The 24,319-nt window shown below is 60.6% G+C and carries 17 protein-coding genes; 6 read left to right on the top strand and 11 right to left on the bottom strand.

Annotated features, from left to right (window positions below; genetic code table 11):
* Positions 1 to 166: 166 nt before the first annotated feature.
* From AC1DLT_RS03685 to AC1DLT_RS03675, 3 genes are read left to right on the top strand one after another with little or no spacing between them, the layout of a single operon-like run.
* Entirely contained in the window at positions 167 to 1,360 is a 1,194-nt protein-coding gene (locus AC1DLT_RS03685; protein WP_477485904.1) for a sialidase family protein, read from the top strand.
* Positions 1,360 to 2,307: a 4-hydroxythreonine-4-phosphate dehydrogenase PdxA gene (gene pdxA / locus AC1DLT_RS03680; protein WP_477485903.1), complete on the top strand. Its 948-nt coding sequence runs from the start codon at positions 1,360 to 1,362 to the stop codon at positions 2,305 to 2,307. Before AC1DLT_RS03685 ends, pdxA begins: the two co-directional genes overlap by 1 nt.
* A 10-nt stretch (positions 2,308 to 2,317) precedes the next feature.
* A complete protein-coding gene (locus tag AC1DLT_RS03675) occupies positions 2,318 to 3,436 on the top strand; it encodes an iron-containing alcohol dehydrogenase (protein WP_477485902.1) in 1,119 nt (372 codons plus the stop codon).
* 46 nt (positions 3,437 to 3,482) lie between these two features.
* Here AC1DLT_RS03675 and AC1DLT_RS03670 read toward each other — a convergent pair whose 3' ends face one another.
* Together AC1DLT_RS03670 and AC1DLT_RS03665 are read right to left on the bottom strand one after the other, a co-directional pair.
* Positions 3,483 to 4,187, bottom strand: coding sequence for a FadR/GntR family transcriptional regulator (locus AC1DLT_RS03670; RefSeq protein ID WP_040125623.1), 705 nt, complete (start codon positions 4,185 to 4,187; stop codon positions 3,483 to 3,485).
* Between the two features lie 3 nt (positions 4,188 to 4,190).
* Positions 4,191 to 5,219 (bottom strand): four-carbon acid sugar kinase family protein, encoded by a 1,029-nt coding sequence (locus AC1DLT_RS03665; RefSeq protein WP_477485901.1) that lies wholly within the window; start codon positions 5,217 to 5,219, stop codon positions 4,191 to 4,193.
* Between the two features lie 346 nt (positions 5,220 to 5,565).
* Between AC1DLT_RS03665 and AC1DLT_RS03660 the strand changes: the two genes are divergently transcribed.
* Together AC1DLT_RS03660 and AC1DLT_RS03655 are read left to right on the top strand one after the other, a co-directional pair.
* Positions 5,566 to 11,790, top strand: coding sequence for a HAMP domain-containing protein (locus AC1DLT_RS03660; RefSeq protein ID WP_477485993.1), 6,225 nt, complete (start codon positions 5,566 to 5,568; stop codon positions 11,788 to 11,790).
* Between the two features lie 11 nt (positions 11,791 to 11,801).
* Entirely contained in the window at positions 11,802 to 13,478 is a 1,677-nt protein-coding gene (locus tag AC1DLT_RS03655) for a response regulator (RefSeq protein ID WP_477485900.1), read from the top strand.
* A gap of 48 nt (positions 13,479 to 13,526) precedes the next feature.
* On the opposite strand, the gene AC1DLT_RS03650 is transcribed toward AC1DLT_RS03655, so the two are convergent.
* From AC1DLT_RS03650 to bglB, 8 genes are all read right to left on the bottom strand, one after another.
* The gene (locus tag AC1DLT_RS03650; protein ID WP_477485899.1) at positions 13,527 to 14,597 is read right to left on the bottom strand and encodes a Gfo/Idh/MocA family protein; all 1,071 of its coding nucleotides are present in this window, start codon (positions 14,595 to 14,597) and stop codon (positions 13,527 to 13,529) included.
* A complete protein-coding gene (locus AC1DLT_RS03645; protein WP_477485898.1) occupies positions 14,594 to 15,616 on the bottom strand; it encodes a Gfo/Idh/MocA family protein in 1,023 nt (340 codons plus the stop codon). Before AC1DLT_RS03645 ends, AC1DLT_RS03650 begins: the two co-directional genes overlap by 4 nt.
* Positions 15,617 to 15,621: 5 nt before the next feature.
* Complete coding sequence (locus AC1DLT_RS03640; RefSeq protein ID WP_477485897.1) at positions 15,622 to 16,917, bottom strand: Gfo/Idh/MocA family protein; 1,296 nt, start codon at positions 16,915 to 16,917, stop codon at positions 15,622 to 15,624.
* Complete coding sequence (locus AC1DLT_RS03635; RefSeq protein WP_477485896.1) at positions 16,914 to 18,008, bottom strand: ABC transporter ATP-binding protein; 1,095 nt, start codon at positions 18,006 to 18,008, stop codon at positions 16,914 to 16,916. The genes AC1DLT_RS03640 and AC1DLT_RS03635 overlap by 4 nt, the downstream gene beginning before the upstream one ends.
* A gap of 12 nt (positions 18,009 to 18,020) precedes the next feature.
* Complete coding sequence (locus AC1DLT_RS03630; RefSeq protein ID WP_040125615.1) at positions 18,021 to 18,938, bottom strand: carbohydrate ABC transporter permease; 918 nt, start codon at positions 18,936 to 18,938, stop codon at positions 18,021 to 18,023.
* Positions 18,919 to 19,812: a carbohydrate ABC transporter permease gene (locus AC1DLT_RS03625; RefSeq protein WP_041366645.1), complete on the bottom strand. Its 894-nt coding sequence runs from the start codon at positions 19,810 to 19,812 to the stop codon at positions 18,919 to 18,921. Before AC1DLT_RS03625 ends, AC1DLT_RS03630 begins: the two co-directional genes overlap by 20 nt.
* Before the next feature lie 72 nt (positions 19,813 to 19,884).
* Entirely contained in the window at positions 19,885 to 21,168 is a 1,284-nt protein-coding gene (locus AC1DLT_RS03620; RefSeq protein ID WP_477485895.1) for an ABC transporter substrate-binding protein, read from the bottom strand.
* A gap of 123 nt (positions 21,169 to 21,291) precedes the next feature.
* Positions 21,292 to 22,410, bottom strand: a complete 1,119-nt coding sequence (gene bglB / locus AC1DLT_RS03615; protein WP_477485894.1) for a beta-galactosidase BglB — start codon at positions 22,408 to 22,410, stop codon at positions 21,292 to 21,294.
* A gap of 179 nt (positions 22,411 to 22,589) precedes the next feature.
* Between bglB and kdgR the strand changes: the two genes are divergently transcribed.
* Complete coding sequence (gene kdgR, locus AC1DLT_RS03610; RefSeq protein ID WP_477485893.1) at positions 22,590 to 23,384, top strand: DNA-binding transcriptional regulator KdgR; 795 nt, start codon at positions 22,590 to 22,592, stop codon at positions 23,382 to 23,384.
* A gap of 47 nt (positions 23,385 to 23,431) precedes the next feature.
* Here kdgR and AC1DLT_RS03605 read toward each other — a convergent pair whose 3' ends face one another.
* Entirely contained in the window at positions 23,432 to 24,193 is a 762-nt protein-coding gene (locus tag AC1DLT_RS03605; RefSeq protein ID WP_477485892.1) for an SDR family oxidoreductase, read from the bottom strand.
* Positions 24,194 to 24,319: the final 126 nt, after the last annotated feature.

Here is a 24,319-nt window from a genome sequence, read left to right as displayed (position 1 = left end):
AAATTGTTTTGCGATGTTATTTTTCTCGAAAATTTTGCGTTTGGAATTATCGTGAATTTTCATAATGTTGTGGTTGAATATGCCTCTCATAACTGTGGGCGATGTGCTTTATAAAACTTGACAACTTAGCGGTTATGGTAATTCTCGGCGCCGAGAGGAGAGCTTTATGAGCCCTGATGAAATAGCGTCAGCAATGATCGGCACGGTACGGATGGTGACTGCCGGAAGGCATGAAGCCTTCCTGCCTTCCCCCATGGTTCAGAACCATGCAAGCTTCCTGCATCTCCTGGCCGACGGCGCGTTGATCTGCGCCTGGTTCGGTGGCTCGCTGGAAGGAAAGTCCGACATATCCATTTTCGCCTCCGTCCTTCAGCCGGGCTCGGATCTCTGGGGTCCGCCGCAGAGGCTGAGCTTCGATGACGCACATTCCGAGCAGAACCCGGTTCTGTTTACCGCGCCCGATGGCCGGCTCTGGCTTTTCCACACGTCGCAGCCTTCCGGCAACCAGGACGAATGCCGTATCCGCATGGCGGAAATCCGGCGAGATCAAAGCGATACGACAAGACTGACGGCGGAAGCCGGCGGTTATCTCGATCTGCCGAAAGGATGTTTCATCCGGGCCCCGCTGACGGTGCGCGATGACGGCGCATGGCTTCTGCCGATCTTCCGTTGCGTTCAGCGACCGGGCCAGAAGTGGAACGGAAGCCATGATACGGCGGCGGTCGGGATATCGACAGATGCCGGGAAAACCTGGCGCCTCGAAGAATTGCCGCAATCGACCGGCTGCGTCCACATGAGTCCCGTCGCCTTGCCGGCAGGCGGCCATGCGGCGTTTTTCCGCCGGAGGCAGGCGGATTTCGTCTACCGGAGCGAAAGCGCCGATGGCGGCCGATCCTGGTCGGCGCCGGAGGCAACGGATGTGCCCAACAACAATTCCTCGATCGCTGTTATCCGGTTGAAGGACGGTCGGCTTGCGATGATCTGCAACCCGGTAAGCGCAGCCCAGTCCGAGGATCGGCGGGCTTCGCTTTACGACGAGCTCGGCGAAAGCGACGAAAGGCCGGATGCGGATCCCACAGGTGGTTGCGTGCCCGTCTGGGGCGTGCCGCGCGCGCCGGTTTGTGTCTGTATTTCGGATGATGGTGGGCTTAGTTTTCCAGTCCGTATCCTGATCGAAGACGGGCCGGGTACCTGCCTGTCCAACGATTCCACCGACGGCCGCAACAAGGAAATGTCCTATCCGTGGCTACTGGAAGCGCCGGACGGGACCCTGCACATCGCCTATACCTATCACAGGCGGGCAATCAAATACGTGAGCCTGGCTTCGGACTGGGCAGACGCGACTGACGGGAGAGTTTGATGAGCAATATCATTGGTATCACCATGGGAGACCCCTGTGGCGTCGGTCCGGAAGTAACAGTCAAGGCGCTGGCCGAGATGTCCGACGCCGATCGCTCCGCAACGCGGGTCTACGGCAATCTTGCGACGCTGGAGGCGGCGCGCGATGCGGTCGGGGTCACGCTCGACCTCATGCCTTACGTGGTCGACCTTCCGGTGGAGGGAGCGCCTCTGCCGTGGGGGCAGTTGTCGGCGGTCGCCGGCGACGCGGCGTTCCGCTTCATCGAGCGCGCCGTACGCGATGCCGAGGCCGGCTCGATCGGCTGCATTGTCACCGCGCCGATCAACAAGGAAGCGCTCAACCTTGCAGGTCATCACTACGATGGACACACGGGCATGCTGCGCAGCCTCACCGGTTCGGCAGCGGCATACATGCTGCTGGCGTCCGACCGTCTGAAGGTGATCCATGTCTCCACGCATGTTTCCCTGCAGGAGGCCATCCGGCGTGCTACGACGGAACGGGTTCTGGCGACGATCCGCGCCGGTGACGCGCATCTGAAGCGCATCGGTTATCAACGTCCGCGCATTGCGGTTGCCGGCATCAATCCCCATTGCGGCGAAAACGGTCTCTTCGGCACGGAAGATGACGATCAGATCGCGCCGGCCGTTGCGGCCGCCCGCGCCGAAGGCATCGAGGTCCACGGGCCGATTTCCGCCGATACGGTTTTCCACCGGGCCTATTCCGGCGCCTTCGATCTGGTCGTCGCGCAGTATCACGATCAGGGCCATATCCCGATCAAGCTCGTGGCCTTCGATACGGCCGTCAACGTCTCCGTCGATCTGCCGATCGATCGCACCTCCGTCGATCACGGCACCGCGTTCGATATCGCCGGCAAGGGGATCGCCAATCACGGCAACATGAATTCTGCCATCGCCTACGCGCGCAAGCTCGTGGCGGGGGTCCGGTAAGGAACGCGTCATGGCCATTGCACCCATCACACTCCACCAGCCGCTGCGCCTCGCCGTCGGTGCCGGCACGATCAGCCAGGTTGGCCCCTGGGCCGAAGATGTCGCCTCGACACTGGTGATTGCGACGCCGATCACGGCTGGTTTCGCCGACCGTCTGCAGTTACCCGGCCGATTTTCGGTATTCGACGCCATTCCAGGCGAGCCGGATACCGCAACTCTGGATGCTGCGCTGGAGTCCGCCCGAAAGGCCCGCCCGCAGATGATCGTCGGACTTGGTGGTGGATCGGTATTGGATGTCGCCAAGCTGGTTGCGGCGCTGTGGGATTCCAAGCAGACGCTTGAGGACGTTGCCGGTCCCAATCGCGTCGCCGGTCGCCGCACACGGCTTGTCCAGGTCGCGACCACCGCGGGCACTGGCTCGGAGGCGGGTATCCGCTCGCTCATCACCGATCCGGTCAAGCGGACCAAGATCGCGGTGGAAAGCCCGCACATGATCGCAGATTTCGCGGTGCTCGATCCTGAATTGACCTATTCGGTGCCTCCGGCTGTGACGGCTGCTACGGGTGTCGACGCCATGGCGCATTGCGTCGAGGCCTTCACCAACCGCCGTGCCCACCCGATGATCGACGGTTTTGCCCGCATGGGTTTTGGGCTGGTCGGCCGGTACCTGGCGCGGGCGGTGAAGGACGGGCAGGATACTGAGGCGCGCGAAGGGCTGATGCTTGCTTCCTATTACGGCGGCATTTGCCTCGGTCCGGTCAATACCGCGGCCGGCCACGCGATCGCCTATCCGCTGGGCACGCGTCTCAACCTGCCGCACGGGCTGGCGAATGCCATCGTTTTCCCGCATGTCCTGGCTTTCAATCAGCCGGTCGTTGCCGCAAAGACTGCGGAAGTGGCTGCAGCATTGGGCCTCGGCGATCACCTCTCCTCGGATGAATTGCGCTCTTCAGCCTACGACTTCTGCGGAGGGCTTGGCATCCAGATGTCGCTGGCGGCTCATGGCGCCAGGCAGGAGGAACTTTCCCTCTACGCTTCGGAGGCACATGCCATCCGCCGGCTGATGGATAACAACCCGGCCGAAATGAGTGTCCAGGATGTGCTGGGTATCTACGAGGCGGCGTTTTGAAGTGACGGTCATCCGGCTGTAGGTTGCCGGATGACATCTAGAGGTTTCACCGGTGCGAGGACTGAAACAGTCGTTCGCGTGAACCTTTCAAGTGGTCCAGCATCAGTTGCCGCGACGCTTCCTGGTCACCGCGAGTGATCGCATCGGCGATTGCCTCGTGCTCGCCGAACACTTTCGCAAGTCCGGTGGCTTCTCTTTTCACGGAGGCGCCGTGGAATTTCATCCCCACTGCAATGTGATCTTTCAGGGCTTCCATCGCCGTCGAGAAGTAGTTGTTCTGAGCCGCACGGGCGATGGCCAGATGGAACTGGTAGTCGGCATCTTCACGATGGGCCTGGCGGTTCGTGGCATCGCGCAGCAATTCCAAGGCCCGCTTTATCGCCGCCAGGCTCTCCTTGTCGTGACGCACTGCCGCCGCAGCCGCGGCCGCCGGCTCAAGCGTCATGCGAAATTCATAACAGTTGAGGAGATCGGCGACGTTTTCCAGCTGGCCGAATCCGAGCGGTTCACGCAGGCCGAGCGCACGTACGAAGCTGCCGGCACCGCGCCTCGAATAGATCAGTCCCTGCTCGCGCAACCGTCTCAGCGCTTCCCGGATCACCGGTCGCGACACTTCGAATTCGTTGGCTAGCTCGTGTTCGGTCGGCAACCGTTCATCCGGCTTGTATGCTCCCGACTTGATCGCGCGCAACATCCGCTCAAAGACGATATCGGGAAGGCCCTTGCGGGCAGTACCGCTCTCAAGCCCCATCGTTCAACCCTTCTCGCCCATGGCTATTCTTGCTATCTCGCACAATGTGCCCGGCGTGCCGAATCCGCCGGATTTGGCGATGATGCATTGGCCATCGATATAAGCCAAGCCAAGGCCCGGCAGACATTCGCCGAGAAGCTGGAATCTCGAGACATTCATTGCCTTCAGGACAGCCTCGGCAGTCGCCCCGCCCGAGAGAAGCAGAGTGGCGGCTGGTGCGGTCATGCCCGGGACTATGCTCGCCGCCATCCTGTCCGATACCAGAAGCGGCGGGTCGTCCTTTCCATCCGGCGTGGCCTGAACCAGCGTCACGGAATGCTGGGGTGGAACAACCCTTTCCAGACGCCCGTTCGGCGCGGCGATATAGTCAAGCACGACCGCCTGGCGCAGTTCCTCGACTTGCGCCAGCGTGATTGGATCTCTCGAGCCGATGACAAAAAGGGCAGGGCCCGGTTCAGGCAGGGCCGGTTCGGCGGCCTGACGGCCGGTCATATGACATGCCAGCGCCTCGGCGAGACCCCTGGCGCCGACAAAAAGATCGGTCCCGGCCTCGCGGCCAATTGCCAAAGCCGCGGACATGTCTTCCTGCGAAAGGGTATCGGGAATGATGGCCCGTTCGGCATGAACGCCAAGCGCATCGGCGACATTCAGCGGCTTGTCCAGGCCGAAACCTTCGACATGTCCGGTTCGGACATTCCGCCCGAAATCGGGTATCGCCGGAGCGACCAGCGCCAGGTGAAAAGGCGTGACGTCAAGCTCGGCAGCGATATTGCCCTTGAGGCGGGAATCGATCTTCTTGAACAGAACGATGTCCGATGGCAGGCACGACAGGGCCGCCGCAGTCGCCTGCCGCGCAGCCTCCGCCCCGACTTCACGAGATCCGAGGTTGATTGAAAGAACCGCGGGCCTCATTTGCAAGGCCCACTCGATAGCCTCGGCGCTCAGCGCGATTTCAGTATGCAAACCCCTGCCGGCAAACGGTGCTGCGCAATCAAGCGCGCCAGTCAGGTCGTCGGCGAGAATAACCAGCATATTAGACCACATGATCTGTTGTTATCTTTTTTGAGCGAAATATGCTCGTATTGTCAATTGTATAACTGCACTATTTGACAAATTCAGCCGCAGCTCGTGTGCCGGATCGACCGGCCGGGCCGTATTTTTCCGGGCCTTCACTTGCCGCAATTAGCGTCCCTAAACCGAGCGGATTTTGCTTGTCTGACGCGGGAGGTGGAGTGCGCCCGGCCAGTAGTCTTTTTGAAATCCTGCGCTAGATTAAAATGGCACTCTAAGGCAGGGGGCTTCGGTGGCGAGACAGGGCAATGACGTTCAGCGCAGTGGCGTGGATTCGGGCGACCTTTCAGACGTGAACGTCGCGGTGATGGCGGACGAAGATGCCCGCGCCCTGCTTGAAGCTCTCCTGGCGATGAGACGGGGAGACTTTTCGGTCCGGATGCGGTCCGATATGACCGGTGTCACCGGAAAAATTGCAGATACTTTGAACGATATCATCGCGGCCAACCAGAAAATGGCCGCTCAGCTTGAAAACGTCGGCCAGGTGGTCGGGCGGGATGGGCGCACCAGCACGCGGGTTAGATTTGGACTTTCCGATGGAGCCTGGGCAGACATGGAAGGGTCGATCAATACCCTGATCGACGACTTGCTGTGGCCGACGACGGCGGTCACCCGCACGATCACGGCGGTCGCCAAAGGCGACCTGCTCCAGACGGTTCCGCTTGACGTGGATGGGCGACCGCTGAAAGGCGAATTCCTGCGTTCAGCCGAGATCGTCAACACGATGATCAAGCAGCTGAGCGTATTCACGTCCGAAGTGACGCGCGTTGCCCGCGAGGTCGGCACGGATGGCAAATTGGGTGGGCAGGCTCAGGTTCCGGAAGTCACCGGCGTGTGGAAAGACCTGACCGAGAGCGTCAACTCGATGGCTTCGAACCTGACCGCTCAGGTCCGCAATATCGCGGACGTCACGATCGCGGTTGCCAACGGCGATCTTTCCAAAAAGATCACCGTCGATGTTCGCGGCGAAATTCTGCAGCTGAAGGAAGCCATCAACACGATGGTCGACCAGCTCCGCTCCTTCGCGTCGGAAGTGACGCGCGTTGCCCGAGAAGTCGGCACGGAAGGAAAGCTGGGTGGCCAAGCCCTTGTGCCGGGCGTTGCGGGCACGTGGAAAGATTTGACCGACTCGGTCAACGCAATGTGCGGTAACCTGACGGCGCAGGTGCGAAATATCGCCCAGGTGACGACCGCCGTCGCCCGCGGCGACCTCTCTCGAAAGATCACCGTCGATGTGTCCGGCGAAATCCTCGAACTGAAGGAAACCATCAATACGATGGTCGACCAGCTCAATGGCTTTGCCGGCGAGGTGACGCGTGTTGCCCGCGAAGTTGGCACCGAAGGCCGGCTGGGCGGCCAGGCTCAAGTGCCGGGCGTTGCCGGGACCTGGAAAGACCTCACCGACAACGTCAATTCCATGGCCTCCAATCTTACGGCCCAGGTGCGAAACATCGCCGAAGTGTCGACTGCAATCGCCAATGGCGACTTGTCGAAAAAGATCACGGTCACGGTTTCGGGTGAAATCCTGGAACTCAAGGAAACCATCAACACGATGGTCGATCAGCTGAATGCCTTCGCCTCGGAGGTGACGCGCGTCGCCCGCGAAGTGGGAACGGAAGGACGGCTCGGCGGGCAGGCAAACGTCCGCGGCGTCGCCGGCACCTGGAAGGACCTGACGGAGAACGTCAACTCCATGGCCGGGAACCTGACGGCACAGGTCCGCAACATTGCCGAGGTCTCCACGGCAATCGCCAATGGCGACTTGTCGAAGAAGATCACCGTCGACGTCAAGGGCGAAATCCTGGAGCTGAAGGAGACCATCAACACCATGGTCGACCAGCTTAACGCGTTTGCATCCGAAGTGACGCGCGTCGCGCGCGAAGTGGGGACCGAAGGCCGGCTTGGCGGCCAGGCGAATGTGCGCGGCGTGGCCGGAACCTGGAAGGACCTGACAGACTCGGTCAACTCGATGGCCTCCAACCTGACCGGTCAGGTGCGCAACATCGCTGAAGTTGCGACCGCCGTGGCCCAGGGTGACCTGTCGAAGAAGATTACCGTGACGGTGTCCGGTGAAATTCTGGAGCTCAAAGAGACCATCAACACGATGGTGGACCAGCTCAACGGCTTTGCCGGAGAGGTGACGCGTGTCGCCCGAGAGGTCGGGACTGAAGGGCGGCTCGGGGGCCAGGCGAATGTTCTGGGTGTTGCCGGCACGTGGAAGGATCTGACGGATTCGGTGAATTCGATGGCCGGCAATCTGACGGCCCAGGTCCGCAACATCGCCGAGGTCTCGACTGCGATCGCCAACGGCGACCTTTCGCGCAAGATCACGGTCGATGTGAAGGGTGAAATCCTTCAGCTCAAGGAAACCCTCAACACGATGGTGGACCAGCTCAACCGGTTCGCCTCTGAAGTGACCCGTGTGGCGCGCGAAGTGGGTACCGAAGGCAAGCTCGGCGGACAGGCTCAGGTACCGGGTGTTGCCGGCACCTGGAAGGATCTGACCGAGAACGTCAACTCGATGGCGTCCAACCTCACCGGTCAGGTGCGAAACATCGCGGAAGTGACGACTGCGGTTGCACGAGGAGATCTGTCGCGCAAGATCACCGTCGACGTGAAAGGCGAAATCCTGGAACTGAAAAACACCATCAACACGATGGTGGATCAGCTCAACGCCTTTGCCGGGGAAGTGACGCGTGTCGCACGCGAGGTCGGCACCGAAGGCAAGCTCGGCGGCCAGGCGCAGGTCTCGGGCGTCGCGGGTACCTGGAAGGATCTGACCGACAGCGTCAACTCGATGGCCGGCAACCTGACGGCGCAGGTGCGCAATATCGCCGAGGTCGCCACCGCGATCGCCAATGGCGACCTGTCGCGCAAGATCACCGTCGACGTTCGTGGTGAAATCCTGCTGTTGAAGGACACGCTCAACACGATGGTCGACCAGCTGCGGTCGTTCGCGGGCGAAGTGACGCGCGTGGCGCGCGAGGTCGGCACTGACGGCCGTCTTGGCGGCCAAGCGGTCGTGCCGGGCGTCGCGGGCACCTGGAAGGATCTGACCGATAACGTCAACCTGCTTGCGGCCAATCTCACTACGCAGGTCCGCAATATCGCCGAAGTGACGACAGCCGTTGCGCGAGGCGACCTGTCGCGTAAGATCACCGTGGATGTGAAGGGCGAAATTCTCGAACTGAAGAATACCATCAACACGATGGTCGATCAGCTGAACGCCTTTGCGGGCGAAGTCACGCGCGTGGCGCGCGAAGTCGGCACCGAGGGCAAGCTCGGCGGACAGGCGCAGGTACCGGGCGTCGCCGGTACGTGGAAAGACTTGACCGACACCGTCAACGTCATGGCCGCCAATCTAACCGAGCAGGTGCGCGGCATCGTCAAGGTGGTGACGGCCGTCGCCAACGGCGATCTCAAGCAGAACCTCACCGTCGCATCCAAGGGCGAGGTCGCCGCGCTTGCCGAAACCATCAACAACATGACCAATACGCTCGCGACGTTCGCCGACCAGGTCACGACGGTTGCTCGCGAAGTCGGTGTCGAAGGCCGTCTCGGCGGTCAGGCGAATGTGCCGGGTACCGCCGGCACCTGGAAGGACCTGACGGGCAACGTCAACCTGCTGGCCGCCAACCTGACCACTCAGGTCCGGGCTATCGCGGAAGTCGCGACGGCCGTCACCAAGGGCGACCTGACGCGGTCGATCCAGGTGGAAGCGCGCGGTGAAGTCGCCGAGCTCAAAGACAACATCAATACGATGATCGGCAACCTGCGCCTGACGACGGAGCAGAATACCGAACAGGACTGGCTGAAGACGAACCTGGCAAGGTTCACCAACATGCTCCAGGGGCAGCGCGACCTGACGCTGGTCGGGAAAATGCTGCTCTCTGAACTCGCGCCCCTCGTCGGGGCACATCAAGGTGTGATCTATCAGGTGGACGCTGAGGATCACCAGCCAACCCTGTCTCTGCTGTCAAGTTATGCGGACGGGGTCGGTGCGGCACATCCGCGGCGTCTGGAATTCGGCCAGGGGCTTGTGGGGCAGTGCGCCATCGATGCCCGGCGCATTCTGGTTACCAATCTTCCCGACAATGTCGTTCCCATCAGCTCTGGCGTTTTCTCGACCCTTCCCAAGAGCGCCATCGTTCTGCCGGTTCACTTTGAAGGGCAGGTCAAGGCGGTGATCGAGCTTGCGTCGGCCGGCGAATTTACCGAGTTGCAGCTTTCCTTCCTGGACCAGCTGACGACCTCGATCGGCATCGTACTCAACTCGATCGAGGCGACGATGCAGACGGAAGGCCTGCTCAAGCAATCGCAACAGCTTGCGACAGAACTTCAGACGCAGCAGAGGGAATTGCAGCAGACCAACGAGCAGCTTGAGCAAAAGGCGCAGCAGCTCGAAGAACGAAATGTCGAGGTCGAGGCGAAGAACCAGGAAATCGAGCAGGCCCGCCGCGCGCTGGAAGAAAAGGCAACCGAGCTGGCGTTGACGTCGAAATACAAGTCCGAGTTCCTCGCCAACATGTCGCACGAGCTGCGCACGCCGCTGAACTCGATCCTTATCCTCGGCCAGCAGCTCGGAGAAAATCCCGACGGCAACCTCTCCGGCAAGCAGGTGGAGTTCGCAAAGACGATCCATGGGGCTGGCACCGATCTCCTCAACCTGATCAGCGATATTCTCGACCTCTCCAAAATCGAGTCGGGGACCGTATCGGTCGATGCCGAGGAGATATTCATCACCAACCTGCTGGAGATGATGTCGCGGCCGTTTAGGCATGAAGCGGAAAATCGCGATCTCAGCTACATGGTCGAGATTGGCGAGGACGTGCCGAGAAGCATCATTACCGACTCCAAGCGGTTGCAGCAGATCCTCAAGAACCTGTTGTCCAACGCCTTCAAGTTCACCGCGCAAGGCGGTGTCACGCTGAAAGTCGCGCCGGTGACCGAAGGCTGGTCGCTGGATCATTCGTCTCTCAAACATGCGCCATCGGTGATCGCCTTCGAGGTCACCGATACCGGGATCGGCATACCGCCCGAAAAGCAGCGCATCATATTCGAGGCGTTCCAGCAGGCTGACGCTTCGACCAGCCGGAAATACGGCGGCACCGGGTTGGGCCTTGCGATCAGCCGCGAACTCGCGAACCTTCTTGGCGGCGAAATCCAGCTGCGCAGCACGCCCGGTGTCGGCAGCACGTTCGTGCTCTATTTGCCGCTGACATATGTGGGCGCTTCCCCCGCGTCGAGATCCCTGCCGGCCCACAGCAATGTCGTGCAACTCGCAGAGGCCGCCGCCGCACGTCGCGCCGACAAGCCCGCGGAACAGGTCGAAGACGATCGCGGCGAAATACAGCCCGGGGATGCGGTTTTGCTGATCGTCGAGGACGATCCGCATTATGCCCGCGTCCTTGTCGATCTGGCCCATGACAGCGGGTTCAAGGTGCTGGTGGCGACGCGCGGTGGCGAAGCGCTGAATTTGGCGCAGGAATACAAACCTGCCGCGATATCTCTCGACATTTTCCTGCCGGACATGCTCGGCTGGACGGTGCTGAGCCAACTCAAGCAGAGCGCGGCGACGCGGCATATTCCCGTTCAGATCATCAGCCTTGATGAGGACCGTCAACATGGCCTCACACGCGGCGCCTTCGCATTCATGAGCAAGCCGACCACGACCGACAGTCTCGGTAAAGCATTCCTGCGGCTGAAGAATTATGCGGAGCCGCGCCGCAAGCGGCTTCTTCTTGTTGAAGACAGCGAGGCTGAGCGGCTGAGCGTGACCGCTCTGCTCAGCCATGACGATATCGACATCGAAAGTGTCGGCTCGGGTGCAGAGGCGCTCGCCGCACTTAAAGAGGATCCGGCCGACTGCGTCGTTCTCGATCTTACTCTGCCTGATATGTCCGGTTTCGAAGTTCTCGAAAAGATCCGTGACGACGATGACATTGCCGAGGTTCCGGTGGTGGTCTTCACGGGACGCGAGCTCTCGCCCGAGGAGGACGCCCAGCTACACACCATGGCGCGCAGCGTCGTGGTGAAGGGCGTCGAGTCGCCTGAGCGTCTCCTGGACGAGACGGCCCTGTTCCTCCACCGGGTGGTGGCCGATATGCCGGCCGCCAAGCAAGCGATGCTCGAGGAACTTCACAGCTCGGACGAGGATCTGATCGGAGAGACCGTTTTGTTGGTGGACGACGACGCCCGCAATATTTTCGCACTCAGCAGTGTTCTCGAGCGTCGTGGAATGAGAGTTCTGACCGCGACCACGGGCAGCGAAGCCATCGACGTCATTCAGAAGGATCGCGCCATCGCGATCGTTCTGATGGATATCATGATGCCAGGAATGGACGGTTACGAAACGACGCAGGTGATCCGCTCGGATCCCAGATTCCGACGCCTGCCGATCCTTGCGCTGACCGCGAAAGCAATGAAAGGCGACCGCGAGAAGTGCCTGGAAGCGGGTGCGTCTGATTATCTGGCAAAGCCGGTCAATACCGAACAACTGCTATCCGCGCTCCGCATGTGGTTGCACCGCTAGGGGATATGGCCATGGACCCTGTCAACATCCTTCTCGTGGACGATCAGCCGGCAAAACTTCTAAGTTATGAGGTCGTGCTCCAGGAGCTTGGTGAAAATCTGATCAAGGCCCAGTCCGGCCGAGAGGCTTTGGAGCACCTCCTGCGCAACGATATTGCCGTCATTCTGGTGGATGTCTGCATGCCGGAGCAGGATGGTTTCGAGCTCGTCAGCATGATCCGGGAGCATCCCCGCTACCAGCATACGGCAATCATATTTGTATCGGCCGTCATGATGGCCGAACCGGACCGGCTGCGCGGTTATGCGGCGGGAGCCGTCGATTACGTCTCGGTACCCATCGTTCCCGAAGTTCTGCGGGCCAAGGTGCGAGTGTTCGCTGACTTGTACCGAAAGACGAGGGAACTTGAGCGGTTGAACGCTGACCTCGAGGATAGGGTTCGCGAACGTACCGCCGAGCTCGAAGCTTCCTCCAATCAATTGCGCCAGCTTAACGAAGAACTCGAGGAACGGATTGACCAGAGGACGCGCGAGCGGGAAGAGGCGATTGCTCAACTGTTCGAGGCGCAGAAGCTGGACACGATCGGTCAGCTGACCGGCGGCGTCGCCCATGATTTCAACAATCTGCTGATGGCGGTGCTGGGAAGCCTGAACCTCCTGAAGAAGCGACTTCCCACCGATGAGAAGAGTGAGCGGCTGGTCGCCAATGCGATACAGGCAGCCGAGCGTGGCGCGGCTTTGACCCAGCGATTGCTGGCATTCGCGCGCCGCCAGGAATTGAAGCCGCACGCGGTCGATTTCGCCGAGCTCTTCGAAAACATTCAGGACCTCCTGAGCAAGGCGCTCGGACCTGGGGTGGATATCAGGAAAGACATTCCACCACGGCTGCCGCAGTTGCTGGTCGACAGCAATCAGCTCGAGCTTGCCCTCCTCAACCTGTTCGTCAACGCCCGGGATGCCATGACCGGGGGTGGCACGATCGTGGTGTCCGCAGAGGAAAAAGATGTCACGCGGGCCAGCAGCCTGACAGCCGGCCGTTACGTGCGGATTTCGGTTTCCGACACCGGAGAGGGCATGGACGAAGCCACGGTGACGCGTGCGGCCGAGCCCTTTTTTACGACGAAAGGACCTGGAAAGGGAACCGGTCTGGGTCTTTCGATGGTGCACGGTCTGGCGGCCCAATCGGGCGGTATTCTGGACCTGTCGAGCGTCAAGGGAGAGGGGACGACCGTGTCCTTGTGGTTGCCGATCGCCGAAGATATTGGTGGGACGGCTCCATCGCCGGAGGCCGCACCCCAGGATGCTGCTCCCAATATGCCGAACGCGCTGACGGTGCTTGTGGTCGATGACGACGCGCTCGTCAGCATGGGAACCTCAGCCATGCTGGAAGATCTTGGCCATGTCACCACGGAGGCGCCTTCAGCCGCTGCCGCACTGGAAATCCTCAACTCCGGCCGGAGGTTCGACCTCGTCATCACGGACCATGCCATGCCCGGGATGACCGGGGCGGAGCTCGCGCGCCTGATCATCGGGTCCTATCCGGGCTTGCCGGTGATCCTGGCCTCCGGATATGTCGAACTACACGAAGATCACGGGCTTTCAGATCTCTTGCGCATGACCAAACCGTTCACTCAAGAGCAACTTCAGACGGCAGTCCATCGCGCGGTGGCCGAGCGGGCGTCGGCCGCCTGAGCGCCCCTTCCGGCTCTGTGATTTTTCGCAACCCGATATCTGCCTTGTTCAGACCGGCAGCCAACCCGCGGCGAGGGGGTGATCTGTAGCAAGCGGCAGGCGTACGATCAGGCCTTCCCTTGCCGATGCGTAGATTGCCGTAACAAGCTCGATCGAGTGATAGCTTTCCTGAAGCGACGGCAGATAGAGGTCCGGCTTCCCGGTGAGACGCGCATGGACATCCACGAATAGTCCCGGAAACCGTGGAAGGACGTCGGGTATTTCTCGGGTTGCCGCATCGATCTCGGGCTGCCGCGACGGGTCGGTGGCTTCGAACTTCCACGGTCCCGCCCCGATCTGATAGGCCTCTGCGCCTGACGTGACCGTGACGTGCTCGAAACACATCCTCAACCGCGAACTGTTTCCGGCCGCACCCAAGGTGACCGACGACGTGATCAGCGCGCCCTGCGCGGTGCGCATGGAAAGCACCGCGCAATCCTCGGTCTCAATGGGGTTGACGCGGGTGTCGAGGAAGGCGGCGACCTCCACGACATCTCCGACGAGATGAGTCATGAGATTGTGGATATGGCATGCATGGCTGACAAGTACGCCGCCGAGTTCGCCTTTCCACGTGCCCCGCCAGCGTTCTGCGTAATAGTCAGCTCCCCGCTGCCAATGTGTCTCCAGCGCCACCACGTAAGGCAGACCCAAAAGTCCCCGGAGCTTCAATTCGTGTGCCGCCCGGTAGCCGGCGCCATAACGATACTGGAAAACGGGAAAGACCTGCCGCCCCGTTCGTTCGGAAAGCTCGGCAATCCGGCGCACTTCGGTTATTGAACCGGCAAGCGGTTTTTCGCAGACGACGTGCTTTCCTGCTTCCAGTGCGGCAAGCGTCATCGGGGCGTGCAGTTGTGGCGGCAGGCAGATGTCGACCAGATCCACGAGGGGATCGGCGAAGACCTGGTTGATGTCGGGAACAGCCCGACTGCCCGGCGCCTGTTGCGCCGCGTCCTCGGCGCGAGGCAGGTTGAGATCGCACACGTAACGGACGTCGAACAGATCGGCCAATTCGGCATAAGCGGCGATATGCGCCTTGCCTATACCCGCGCCGATCACGGCGACCCTGACACGCTCCGTCATCGGTCTGTTTTCTCTTCCGCGATAAGTTGCGCCTGCAGTCCCAACCGCGTCGCGAGGAACGCATGAGACTGGCGCATTGCCGTCTCGGTTCGCCTTTCCACGTCGGCGGCCAGGCGGGCGAAAAACGGCTTTCCGGCGCCGCTCGCCTCGAACCGCTGCACGCCCGACTTGTCGACCAGAAAGACGTGGTCCTGACCGTCCCGACCGGCGATATCGATGTATTTGCGAAGTTCGATATAACCTTCCGTTCCCAGGATGGTCATCCTGCCGTCGCCCCAGACGGGAAGACCGTCGGGCGTCAGCCAATCCACGCGCGCATAGCCCCGGCCGCCATCGCCCTCCAGCAGCACCTCGCCGAAATCCTGAAATCCCGGCCGATTCGGATTCGCGACATTGGTCACATGGGCGGAAACGACGCGTGCTTCGGTCGATCCGGTATAATGCAGGAACTGATCGAACTGATGGGCGCAGATATCGGCGAGAATTCCGCCGCAGCGAGCTCTGTCCCAGAACCAATCCGGCCTGAGATGCGCATTCAAGCGATGTGGTCCGAGACCGACCGTCTGAACCACCTTGCCGATCCGACCTTGGCCAATCAGCTGGTCCGCCAGGGTGGCGCTCTCGACGGAGACACGTTCGGAAAAGGACACGGTCCAGCTTCGCCCGGTATCCGCGACGGTGCGTTGGATGTCTGCCAGCTGTTCCAGACTGGTGCAGCCGGGCTTGTCGACCAGAACGTCCTTGCCGTGCACCATTGCCGCCACCGCGATATCGGCGCGCTCGCTGTTGATCCCGGACGACAGGACAAGGACAATGCTTTCATCGTCGAGGATGGCCTGCATCGGCCGGGCCGGCAGATCCGGATAGGTTTCCTGGAACGTCTTGCGGACCGCCTCCGGCGTCTCCTCACCGGTCGTCCACGCAACGAGCGTGGCGCCGGCGTCCAGCATGCCGTTGATCATGCCGTAGATATGTCCGTGGTCTATGCCGATGACGCCGATCCGAAGGTTAAAAGCCATGGGAACTACCTGTTCAGGTGGATGCCGCGAGCGCGGAGCATGGATTGTATGTTGACCAACGAGCCCGTTTCTATGGAAGCGTTGGCAGCGATGCCGGTGAGGATGGACCAGGCGCCGGCAACATGATCGGAGGCACGGCCATAAGGATCGGGCTGCATGCTTTCCGGATCAAAGATATAACCCAGCATGACCGGATCCGCGCCGCCGTGATCCCCCGTCGCCTTCGGAACGGTGAGCTGGCGCGGAGGCTCGCCGGCCAGGTGGAGTTCGGTGGTGATCGCATCTTCGTCCGCATGGGCGCGTTTGCCGCCGAAAACCCCATGGACCTCGACATGGCGATGGGTAATGTCGCCTTTGGTGCCCTGGAACTTGATCTCCAGCCCTTCCCAGGGCGAATAGGCAGTCAGGGTGTAATTGGCGGTGACGCCCGAGGCGTAGCGGATATGCGCCTGCATCGTATCTTCGATGCCAATCTCCTCGTCGAATACGCAGAGATCGCGGAAATAACCGTCTTCCTGCTCAGCTTCCACATAGAGCTTGCGCAGGTTTTCGTCGGCGGCAAGGTCGAGCCGGAAATCGCACTTGTGGGCCACGGGACAGTCGCTGCAGCGTGGCCCACGGCCCACGAGACCAAGTTCCACCGCCGTTTCCGGTCGATAAAAGACGCGTCGGCCGGAGGCCAGGACTTCCGTCGGCGCGGTCCCCAGCCACCAGTTGAGAAGATCGAAATGGTGGGTCGATTTGTGGACCAGGAGCCCGCCGGAATTCTCTTTCTGGCGGTGCCAGCGGCGAAAATAATCGGCGCCATGAACCCGATCGAGGTGCCAGCGGAAATCGACCGCAGTCACGGTGCCGATCGCGCCCGAGGAAATCAGCTCCTTGATCTGGGTGCGTGCCGGTGAATAGCGGTAGTTGAAGGTGACTGTGACCTTTCGGCCCGTGCGCGCCTGGGCATCGACGATCTGCTTGAGACGGCTGAGATCGATCGTCAGCGGCTTTTCGCAAATGACGTCGCAGCCGGCCTCGAAGGCACGAACGATGTAATCGGCATGCAGGAAATCCGGCGTCGCGACGACGACCGTATCCGGCCTCTGTTCGGTGATCAGGCGGTCGAAATCGGCGGCAAGATAAGTCGCGACGCCGTTCGTCCCGGGTTTTGAGGCCGCTTGCGCCGCTTCGCCAAGGCGATGGGCGTTGCTGTCGCAAAGGGCAACGATCTCATGTTTATCGGCATAATCTTCAACGACGGAATTGCGGAACATCTGATGCCGGGAGCCGCATCCAACAATGGCGATCTTCACTGTGCTTGGCTTTCTTTCTGGATGGGTTCGATGCGTTTGCCTGCGCTATCGAAATAGTGGAGTTCGGAGAGGTCGAATCCGACGGTGACCGGATCGCCCATCCGGTAGGGCGTCCGTCCGTTGTCGCTGGCCAGCAGCACCTGGCCTGAAGACAGCGCGATATGCAGCAAGGTCTCGCTGCCGAGATATTCCACCAGCCGGATCGTGCCTTCGCCCGTGACATCGCCATTGCCGACACGCAGAGACGAAGGCCGCACGCATAACGTCAGCGCCGGATCCTCGGTCGGAAGCTCGGCAATCGAAAAGTCGGGCATGCCGGCCACCGACACAGTGGTCTTTCCTGACCCGCGGGTTGCTCTGGCCTGCAGCATGTTGATCTTCGGAGAGCCGATGAAGCCCGCCACAAAGAGGTTCTGCGGCCGGGTATAGAGTTCCTGGGGCGTGCCGAGCTGCTCGATCTTGCCACCGCGCAGGACCACGATCCGGCTTGCCATGGTCATCGCTTCGACCTGGTCATGGGTCACGTAGATCATGGTAGTGCCGAGGCGGGCGTAGAGCGAGGCCAGTTCCGCGCGCATCTGCACGCGCAGTTCCGCGTCCAGATTGGAAAGCGGCTCGTCGAACAGGAAAAGCTGCGGCTCGCGCACGATCGACCTGCCGATGGCGACGCGTTGCTTCTGCCCGCCCGAAAGTTGGCGCGGCTTGCGGTCCATAAGCTGCTCGATTTGCAGGATGCGCGCGGCGTCCGCCACCCGCCGCTCCACCTCGGTGCGCGAAACCTTGAAGTTCTGAAGACCGAAAGCCAGGTTCTTTCGCACGCTCATGTGAGGATAAAGAGCGTAGCTTTGAAAGACCATGGAAAGCTCGCGTTTCGAGGCGGGCAAGTCGTTGACGACCTTTCCGCCGATCGAGATCGTTCCTTCGCTAATGTCTTCGAGGCCTGCGATCATGCGCAGGAGCGTCGACTTTCCGCAGCCCGATGGCCCGACGAGAACAAGAAACTCGCCGTCGTGGATGTCCAGATTCAGCCCCTGGATGATGGACAGCGCCCCATAGCGCTTGCCGACGTTTCGAAGCGTCAATCCTGCCATGCGTCTTGTTCCCTATTTCATTCCGGAGGTGGCGATGCCGCGCACGATGAGTCTCTGGAACAGGACGAAGAAGATGACGACCGGGACCAGCGAAAGGACCGACATCGCGAACATCTGGCCATAGGCGGACTGCCCTTCCTGATCGAGGAAGAGGCGAAGCGCCAGCGGCACGGTGTAGCTCTTGATGTCGTTGAGGTAGATGAGCGGGGCAAGGAAATCCTCCCAGACCCAGATCAGCGAAAAGATCGCCGCCGTGCCCATGGCCGGCAGCGAAAGCGGCAATATGATTGCCCAATAGATCTTGAAGGGCGAACAGCCGTCGATCATCGCAGCTTCGTCCAGCTCGCGGGGTAGTTGCCGAAAGAACTGCACCATCAGGAAGATGAAAAAGGCATCGGAGGCGAGGAAGCGCGGCACCACGAGGGGCAGATAGGTGTCGACCCAACCGAGGTTCAGGAACTGAACATATTGGGGGATGAGAACCACGTGATAGGGGATCATCAGGGTCATCATCATCAGCGCGAAGAAGAAGCTGCGCCCGGTGAAACTCAGCCGTGCAAAGGCATAGGCCGCAAACGAGCAGGAGACCAGATTGCCGATTACCGACAGGCTCGTGACGATCGCCGAGTTCACGTAGAAGACCGTGAAGGATATCGGCAGCGCGTACCAGCCCTTCGTGTAGTTCTCGAACCGAAATTCGGAAGGCCAAAGCGTCAGGCTGCCGAAAATCTCGTTTTCCGGCTTCAACGAGGAAGCGAGCAGCCAGAACAGCGGATAGAGCATCACGCATGACACGGTGATCAGGAAGATATGCTTGAGGATCCGGCCGTTGCGATCGCGTTTGTCCCGCTTCAGCCGAAGCTCGTGAGCGACGCGCGCGGCCTCATCCACCTGGATGGCGATTTCCAGATCAGTCGCGCTCGTTTTCATAGTGCACCCAATATTTGGAAGTGAAGAAAGCGATCGCGGTGAAGGTCGCTATGATGACCAGCAGGAACCAGGCAAGCGCCGATGCATAACCCATGCGGAAGAACTTGAAGGCCTCGTTGAACAGGTAGACCGTGTAAAACAGGAGGCTGTCCGCCGGCGCGCCGGTGCCGTTGGAGATGATGAAGGCGCTGGAAAAGGTCTTGAAGGAATCGATGGTCTGCAGCACCAGATTGAAGAAGATCACCGGAGCAAGGAGCGGCAAAGTGATGCGGGTGAATTGCCGCCAGCGCGGCGTGCCGTCGATTTCCGCCGCCTCGTACAGATCCCGCGGAATGCCGCGAAGGCCAGCCAGAAAGATCAGCATCGGCGAGCCGAACTGCCACATGGCGAGCACGACGATCGTGAAGAGCGACGTGTCGGGATCGGTGATCCAGGAGGCACCCTGGATTCCCACCATCGCCAGAACCTGATTGACGACACCGTCGGCCGCGAAAAGCTGACGCCACAATATCGCGATTGCAATCGAAGAGCCGAGCAGGGACGGCAGGTAGAAGATGGCTCGATACAGGCCGATCGTCCGCAAGCCCTTGTCGAGCAACATGGCGACACCGAGGGCCATGATCAGGCGGGCGGGCACAGCCAGCGCAACATAGGTAAAAGTGACCTGCAGCGCTTTCCAGAAGCGCCGATCCCGCGTGAACATGTATTCGTAATTGCCCCAACCGATCCATCGGGGCGCGCTCACCATGTCATAGCGGGTGAAGGATAGATAAAGCGACGCAAGGATCGGCCCCAGGGCGAGCAGAAAAAATCCGATCAGCCATGGGAGAAGAAACACATAGGCCGGTGCATTGCGGGCAAAAAAACGTCTCATCGAAACGACCTTGTTATCGGAAGAGAGGCCCCGGCGGCAGGAATTGCCGGGGCCTTGATATTCCCGCACCGATTACTGGGCGCGCTCGACGATCGACTGGGCGTCTTCGATGAAGGTGCCAGCGGCTTTCGCAACTTCCACCTTGCCAAGCACGACGTCGGTGCCGGCACGCATGAAGGCGTCTCGCACCTCTCCGGCTCCCTTGGGGGCAGGCAGCGGCAGCGGGCCGACCTTGCTCTGAATCGCTGCGAAGTAGTCGACCGAGAGTTTTTCGACCTCAGTGAGCTTCGGGGTCAGCGCTGCACGGATTTTTGGCGAACAGGGAATGCCGCGTTCGAGACCGAGAATGCCGGTGATCTCGGGATCGTTGACCCAGGCATTCATATAGGCAATTGCGGCCTCCGTGTCCTTGGCGTCCCGGCTGAGGGACAGGAACATCGAGGGCTTGATGAACTGGCCAGGCTTGCCGCCCGCCTTGTGGGGCACCATGGCGGCACCGATCTTGTCTTTTGCCACCGACTGGATGCCGACCAGCTGGTTGGACCAGTAGTGGGACATGGCGGTATCGCCGACGGCGACGCCCGATTCGGCAATCGGCGGGTCGAGAATAACGGTCTTGTTCTTATCGCGAACGACCCCTGCCTTGCGCAGGTCGGCCCACATCTGCCACCAGCTTGCAACATCCCCGGCTGTCGCCGTGACCTTGCCGTCGGGGCTGTAGAATTCGCGACCGTTCTGGCGAACCCAGGATTCGAAGGTCTCGATCATCAGGGACAGGTCGTCCGAGCCCTTCATCTTGCCCCCGGACTTGGCGGTAATCTTTTCGCATGCCTTGGCGAAATCGTCCCAGGTCCAGTTGATCAGGTCTGCGTCGATGCCCGCTTCCTGGAAGGCGCGCGTATTGTAGACCATGACCTGGCTGTTCGAGCCGATGTTGAGGGCATAAAGCTTTCCGTCGACCCTGCCGCCATCGAGGGGGCCTTTGTCGAAGTCGGCGATCATCAGGCTCTTGCCGGTGAATTCATCGAGAGGCTTCAGAGCCCCGCGATTGACATATTCGAACAGGAACCGGTAATCCATCTGCACCAAGTCGGCCATGTTCCGGCCTGCGGTCTGGGTCGCCATCTTGGTCCAGTAGTCGCCCCAGCCGATCGTTTCGCCGGAGACGGCGATGCCGGCGTTCTTCTTCTGGAATGCGTCGATAACGGCAAAGGTGCGCTTGTCGCGCTCCGGATTGCCCCACCAATAGTGGCGGATAGTGCGCGTGGCAGCAAGCGCCGGCATGGCCGGAAGCGCAGAAGCGGCTGCCGCCGCTCCTATCGTGCCCAATAAAGTTCGCCTTGTCAGTTTGGTCATTTTGTCCTCCTCCTTCTAACTCCGGAGCGTCTGGTCGGCGCCGGATGCGTTGCGGTTGTTCCATGGTTTGCCGCGTGCCGGCTCCTCCTGCCGGACACGCTCCATTCTTCTCGGCGCAGCTCGCTACACGAAGCTGCGCAAAAGTTCAGTCAGGCAGAGCATCGCCATCGCCTGCCCGTAAGGCATGGATGTCAGCTTGATCTGCCGGTAGAAATCGAGATCGCCGCCCATCGCCGTGCCGAAAGAAACCTGCCGGAGCTCTCCCTCCGGGCTGATGTTATCGATCACGCCTTTCATGGCTTTCTCGGCGATCTCCAGATACTCGATGCCCAGATACCGCTTGCGCACACCCTTCATCAGACCATAGGCAAAGCCGGCGGTCGCCGAGGCTTCCAGATAGCTCGACGTATCGTCGATCAGCGTGTGCCACAGGCCCGATGGATGTTGGTGGAGTTTCAGCGCTGCCGCCTGCCGGCCGAGCAGGGACACGAGATGGCGGCGGACGGGATCGCTCTCAGCCAGGTCCAGGAGCTCGATGAATTCCGGAATGGCGATGGTGATCCAGCTATTGCCGCGTGCCCAGCGAGCGCGGGCAAAATTATGATTGCCGTCGAACGTCCAGCCGTGAAACCAGAGGCCGGTTTGCGTGTCGCAAAGATATTGGGCGTGCACCAGGAACTGGTATTTTGCCTCCTCCACGAATTCCGTGCATTTGAGCACGAGGCCGATTTTGGCAAGCGGCAGCACGCTCATCATCAGCGTGTCGTCCCACATCTGCTGATCATTGACGCTGTTATAGACGATATGCTGCAGCCCACCTTCGCGGGTACGCGGCATTTCATGCATCACCCATTCGGCCCATGTTTCCAGGTAGGGCCGCCAACGGGGATCCCCCGTCAGCTCGTAGAGATGGGCAAGCGTCAGAAACGGTGCGACGGTGTTGATGTTCTTTGTGGGTGTCCCTTCAGCAAGCCGGGCTTCAAACCAATCGACGATGATATCCATCACCTTCTGGTTGCCGGTCAGCTGCCAATATTTGAGAAGGCCAAAGAGTGCGACGCCATGGGTCCATTCCCAGCCCGCCCAGCCTTTGGTGTCGATAACCCGGCCGTCGTCGAGGCGCAGGAGGAATTCACCGGTGCGATCCTCGATATGGACAAGGTTATCGATCAGCCGATCGATGAGGCCGCACACATCGTGGCGCTCAATAAGATGTTGCTTTTGCCGCAGCAGCGGATGCATGCCGGACGTCCTCCATAAATATTCGGAACGATATTCCGGATTTTAAGAAATCATACTCTCCATGGCTTTTCAACCGTGTTTTTCTGTTGCACTCTGCGCCTGTTCCGCATGCTCACCTGTATCTTGACACAGGTTTTTTCAAATTCCAGAATAAGATTTCGAAAAAAATAGAACGCGCTATGTCAGAGTTGAACCCAAAAACCGAAAATGTCGCCGCCGTCCTCAAGGTTTTCGCCGTGATGGAGGCCTTGGTCGAGGGAAAGAAGGTGAGCCTTGCCGATCTCGCTCAACGAGCCATGACGTCGAAGACCACAGCGCATCGCCTGCTGCAGACCATGGTGGAACTCGGTTATGTGGAGCAGGATGCTGAGACGGAAAAATACGGCCTGACGCTGAAACTCTTCAGCCTGGGCGCGCGCTCGCTGACCGAGCAGACGGATCTGCTGCGTGTTGCGGACCAGGCGATGGGAAAGCTCTCTCGGGTAACCGGTGAGTCCGTCAATCTCGGTATTCTCGATGACCGCGACCAGAAGGTCGTCTACATCCACAAATACGATTCCGCCTACAGTCTCTCGATGAAATCGACGCTCGGGCTCCGCAACCCGCTGCACAGCACCTCGCTTGGTAAGGCGCTTCTTGCATGGCGCGACGACGACGAGATCCGGGAGCGGATCAACAAGATGGAATTGACGAAGCTCGCGCCGCGCACCATCACCGATCCGCAGGAATTGTTTGCCCAATTGCAGGTGGCCCGCAGTCGCGGCTTTGCCGAGGAGGTGGAGGAGAGCGAAGCGGGTGTGCGATGCATGGCGGCACCGATCTTCAACTATCTCGGAAAACCGATCGCCGCAGTCTCGATTTCCTTTCCGATGTTCCGCTTCGACGAAAGCCGGAAATCCGAGTATGCCGACCTTTTGCGCACGGCGGGGCTCACCGCCTCCGCAGGGCTTGGTTACCAGCCCGCAAAGAACTAACGCCTGGCGGCTTCAACACCCATCGGACATTGCGGAAGCGAGGCGGCTCAAAGAGCCGCCAGGATGCCGCCATCGACATAGAGCACCTGGCCGTTGACGAAATCCGACGCCGGAGAGGCCAGAAAGATCGCTGCACCGGAAAGCTCCTCCGGCTTGCCCCAGCGAGCGGCAGGCGTTCGGTTCGTCACGAAGGCGTCGAATACCGGATCGTCCATCAGCGCGCGGTTCATCTCGGTCGCGAAATAGCCCGGACCGATGCCGTTGACCTGAATGTTGTGACGGGCCAGTTCCGTCGCCATGCCGCGGGTCAGCATCTTCAGCGCGCCTTTCATCGTCGTGTAGGGCACGACGGTTTTGCGGCCGACCTCGCTCATCAGCGAGCAGATGTTGATGATCTTGCCGCCACCGCGTTCGATCATCCCAGGCAGCACGGCTTGCGAGGGAAGCACAGCGCCCATCACGTGGGTGTCGAACATCCGCCGCCAGGTTTCGGCGCTGTGCTCGAGGAAGGGCGCACGGATCTGAATGCCGGCATTGTTGACGAGGATATCGACCGCGCCGATGCCGGCGAACGCCGCCTCCGTTTCGTCGGCCCTGGTGATGTCGCAGACCATCCCCGAGGCCTCGTAACCCTCCGTCTTCAATTGGTTCACTGCTGCCGAAAGCGTCGCCTCATCGCGCCCGTTCAGCGTGACCCGCGCTCCGGCGGAGGCGAGTCCGCGTGCCATGGCAAGGCCGAGGCCGCGGCTCGAACCGGTGAGGACGGCATGGCGTCCCCGCAGATCGAAAAGTGGATGTTGGACGTTCATCGAAATTTCTCCTGCATGGCCTGAATACCGGGAAAGGCATCCATAAGATAATCGTGACGAGGTCAAGGTGCTGGATCAGACCGCGGCAATATCCTTTGTCAAGAAGCAAGGTGTCGCCGGGGCGGG

The sequence above is a fragment of the Neorhizobium sp. 05N33 genome, from assembly GCF_056397445.1.
Note: the sequence above shows the minus strand (reverse complement) of the source record. Positions and strands in the feature narration are given on the sequence as shown.

What these genes read in the sequence shown, in the direction of transcription:
- AC1DLT_RS03685 (WP_477485904.1), top strand. Translation starts at nt 167, where the DNA reads ATGAGCCCTGATGAAATAGCGTCAGCAATGATCGGCACGGTACGGATG.
- pdxA (WP_477485903.1), top strand. Translation starts at nt 1,360, where the DNA reads ATGAGCAATATCATTGGTATCACCATGGGAGACCCCTGTGGCGTCGGT.
- AC1DLT_RS03675 (WP_477485902.1), top strand. Translation starts at nt 2,318, where the DNA reads ATGGCCATTGCACCCATCACACTCCACCAGCCGCTGCGCCTCGCCGTC.
- AC1DLT_RS03670 (WP_040125623.1), bottom strand. Translation starts at nt 4,187, where the DNA reads ATGGGGCTTGAGAGCGGTACTGCCCGCAAGGGCCTTCCCGATATCGTC.
- AC1DLT_RS03665 (WP_477485901.1), bottom strand. Translation starts at nt 5,219, where the DNA reads ATGCTGGTTATTCTCGCCGACGACCTGACTGGCGCGCTTGATTGCGCA.
- AC1DLT_RS03660 (WP_477485993.1), top strand. Translation starts at nt 5,566, where the DNA reads ATGGCGGACGAAGATGCCCGCGCCCTGCTTGAAGCTCTCCTGGCGATG.
- AC1DLT_RS03655 (WP_477485900.1), top strand. Translation starts at nt 11,802, where the DNA reads ATGGACCCTGTCAACATCCTTCTCGTGGACGATCAGCCGGCAAAACTT.
- AC1DLT_RS03650 (WP_477485899.1), bottom strand. Translation starts at nt 14,597, where the DNA reads ATGACGGAGCGTGTCAGGGTCGCCGTGATCGGCGCGGGTATAGGCAAG.
- AC1DLT_RS03645 (WP_477485898.1), bottom strand. Translation starts at nt 15,616, where the DNA reads ATGGCTTTTAACCTTCGGATCGGCGTCATCGGCATAGACCACGGACAT.
- AC1DLT_RS03635 (WP_477485896.1), bottom strand. Translation starts at nt 18,008, where the DNA reads ATGGCAGGATTGACGCTTCGAAACGTCGGCAAGCGCTATGGGGCGCTG.
- AC1DLT_RS03630 (WP_040125615.1), bottom strand. Translation starts at nt 18,938, where the DNA reads ATGAAAACGAGCGCGACTGATCTGGAAATCGCCATCCAGGTGGATGAG.
- AC1DLT_RS03625 (WP_041366645.1), bottom strand. Translation starts at nt 19,812, where the DNA reads ATGAGACGTTTTTTTGCCCGCAATGCACCGGCCTATGTGTTTCTTCTC.
- AC1DLT_RS03620 (WP_477485895.1), bottom strand. Translation starts at nt 21,168, where the DNA reads ATGACCAAACTGACAAGGCGAACTTTATTGGGCACGATAGGAGCGGCG.
- bglB (WP_477485894.1), bottom strand. Translation starts at nt 22,410, where the DNA reads ATGCATCCGCTGCTGCGGCAAAAGCAACATCTTATTGAGCGCCACGAT.
- kdgR (WP_477485893.1), top strand. Translation starts at nt 22,590, where the DNA reads ATGTCAGAGTTGAACCCAAAAACCGAAAATGTCGCCGCCGTCCTCAAG.
- AC1DLT_RS03605 (WP_477485892.1), bottom strand. Translation starts at nt 24,193, where the DNA reads ATGAACGTCCAACATCCACTTTTCGATCTGCGGGGACGCCATGCCGTC.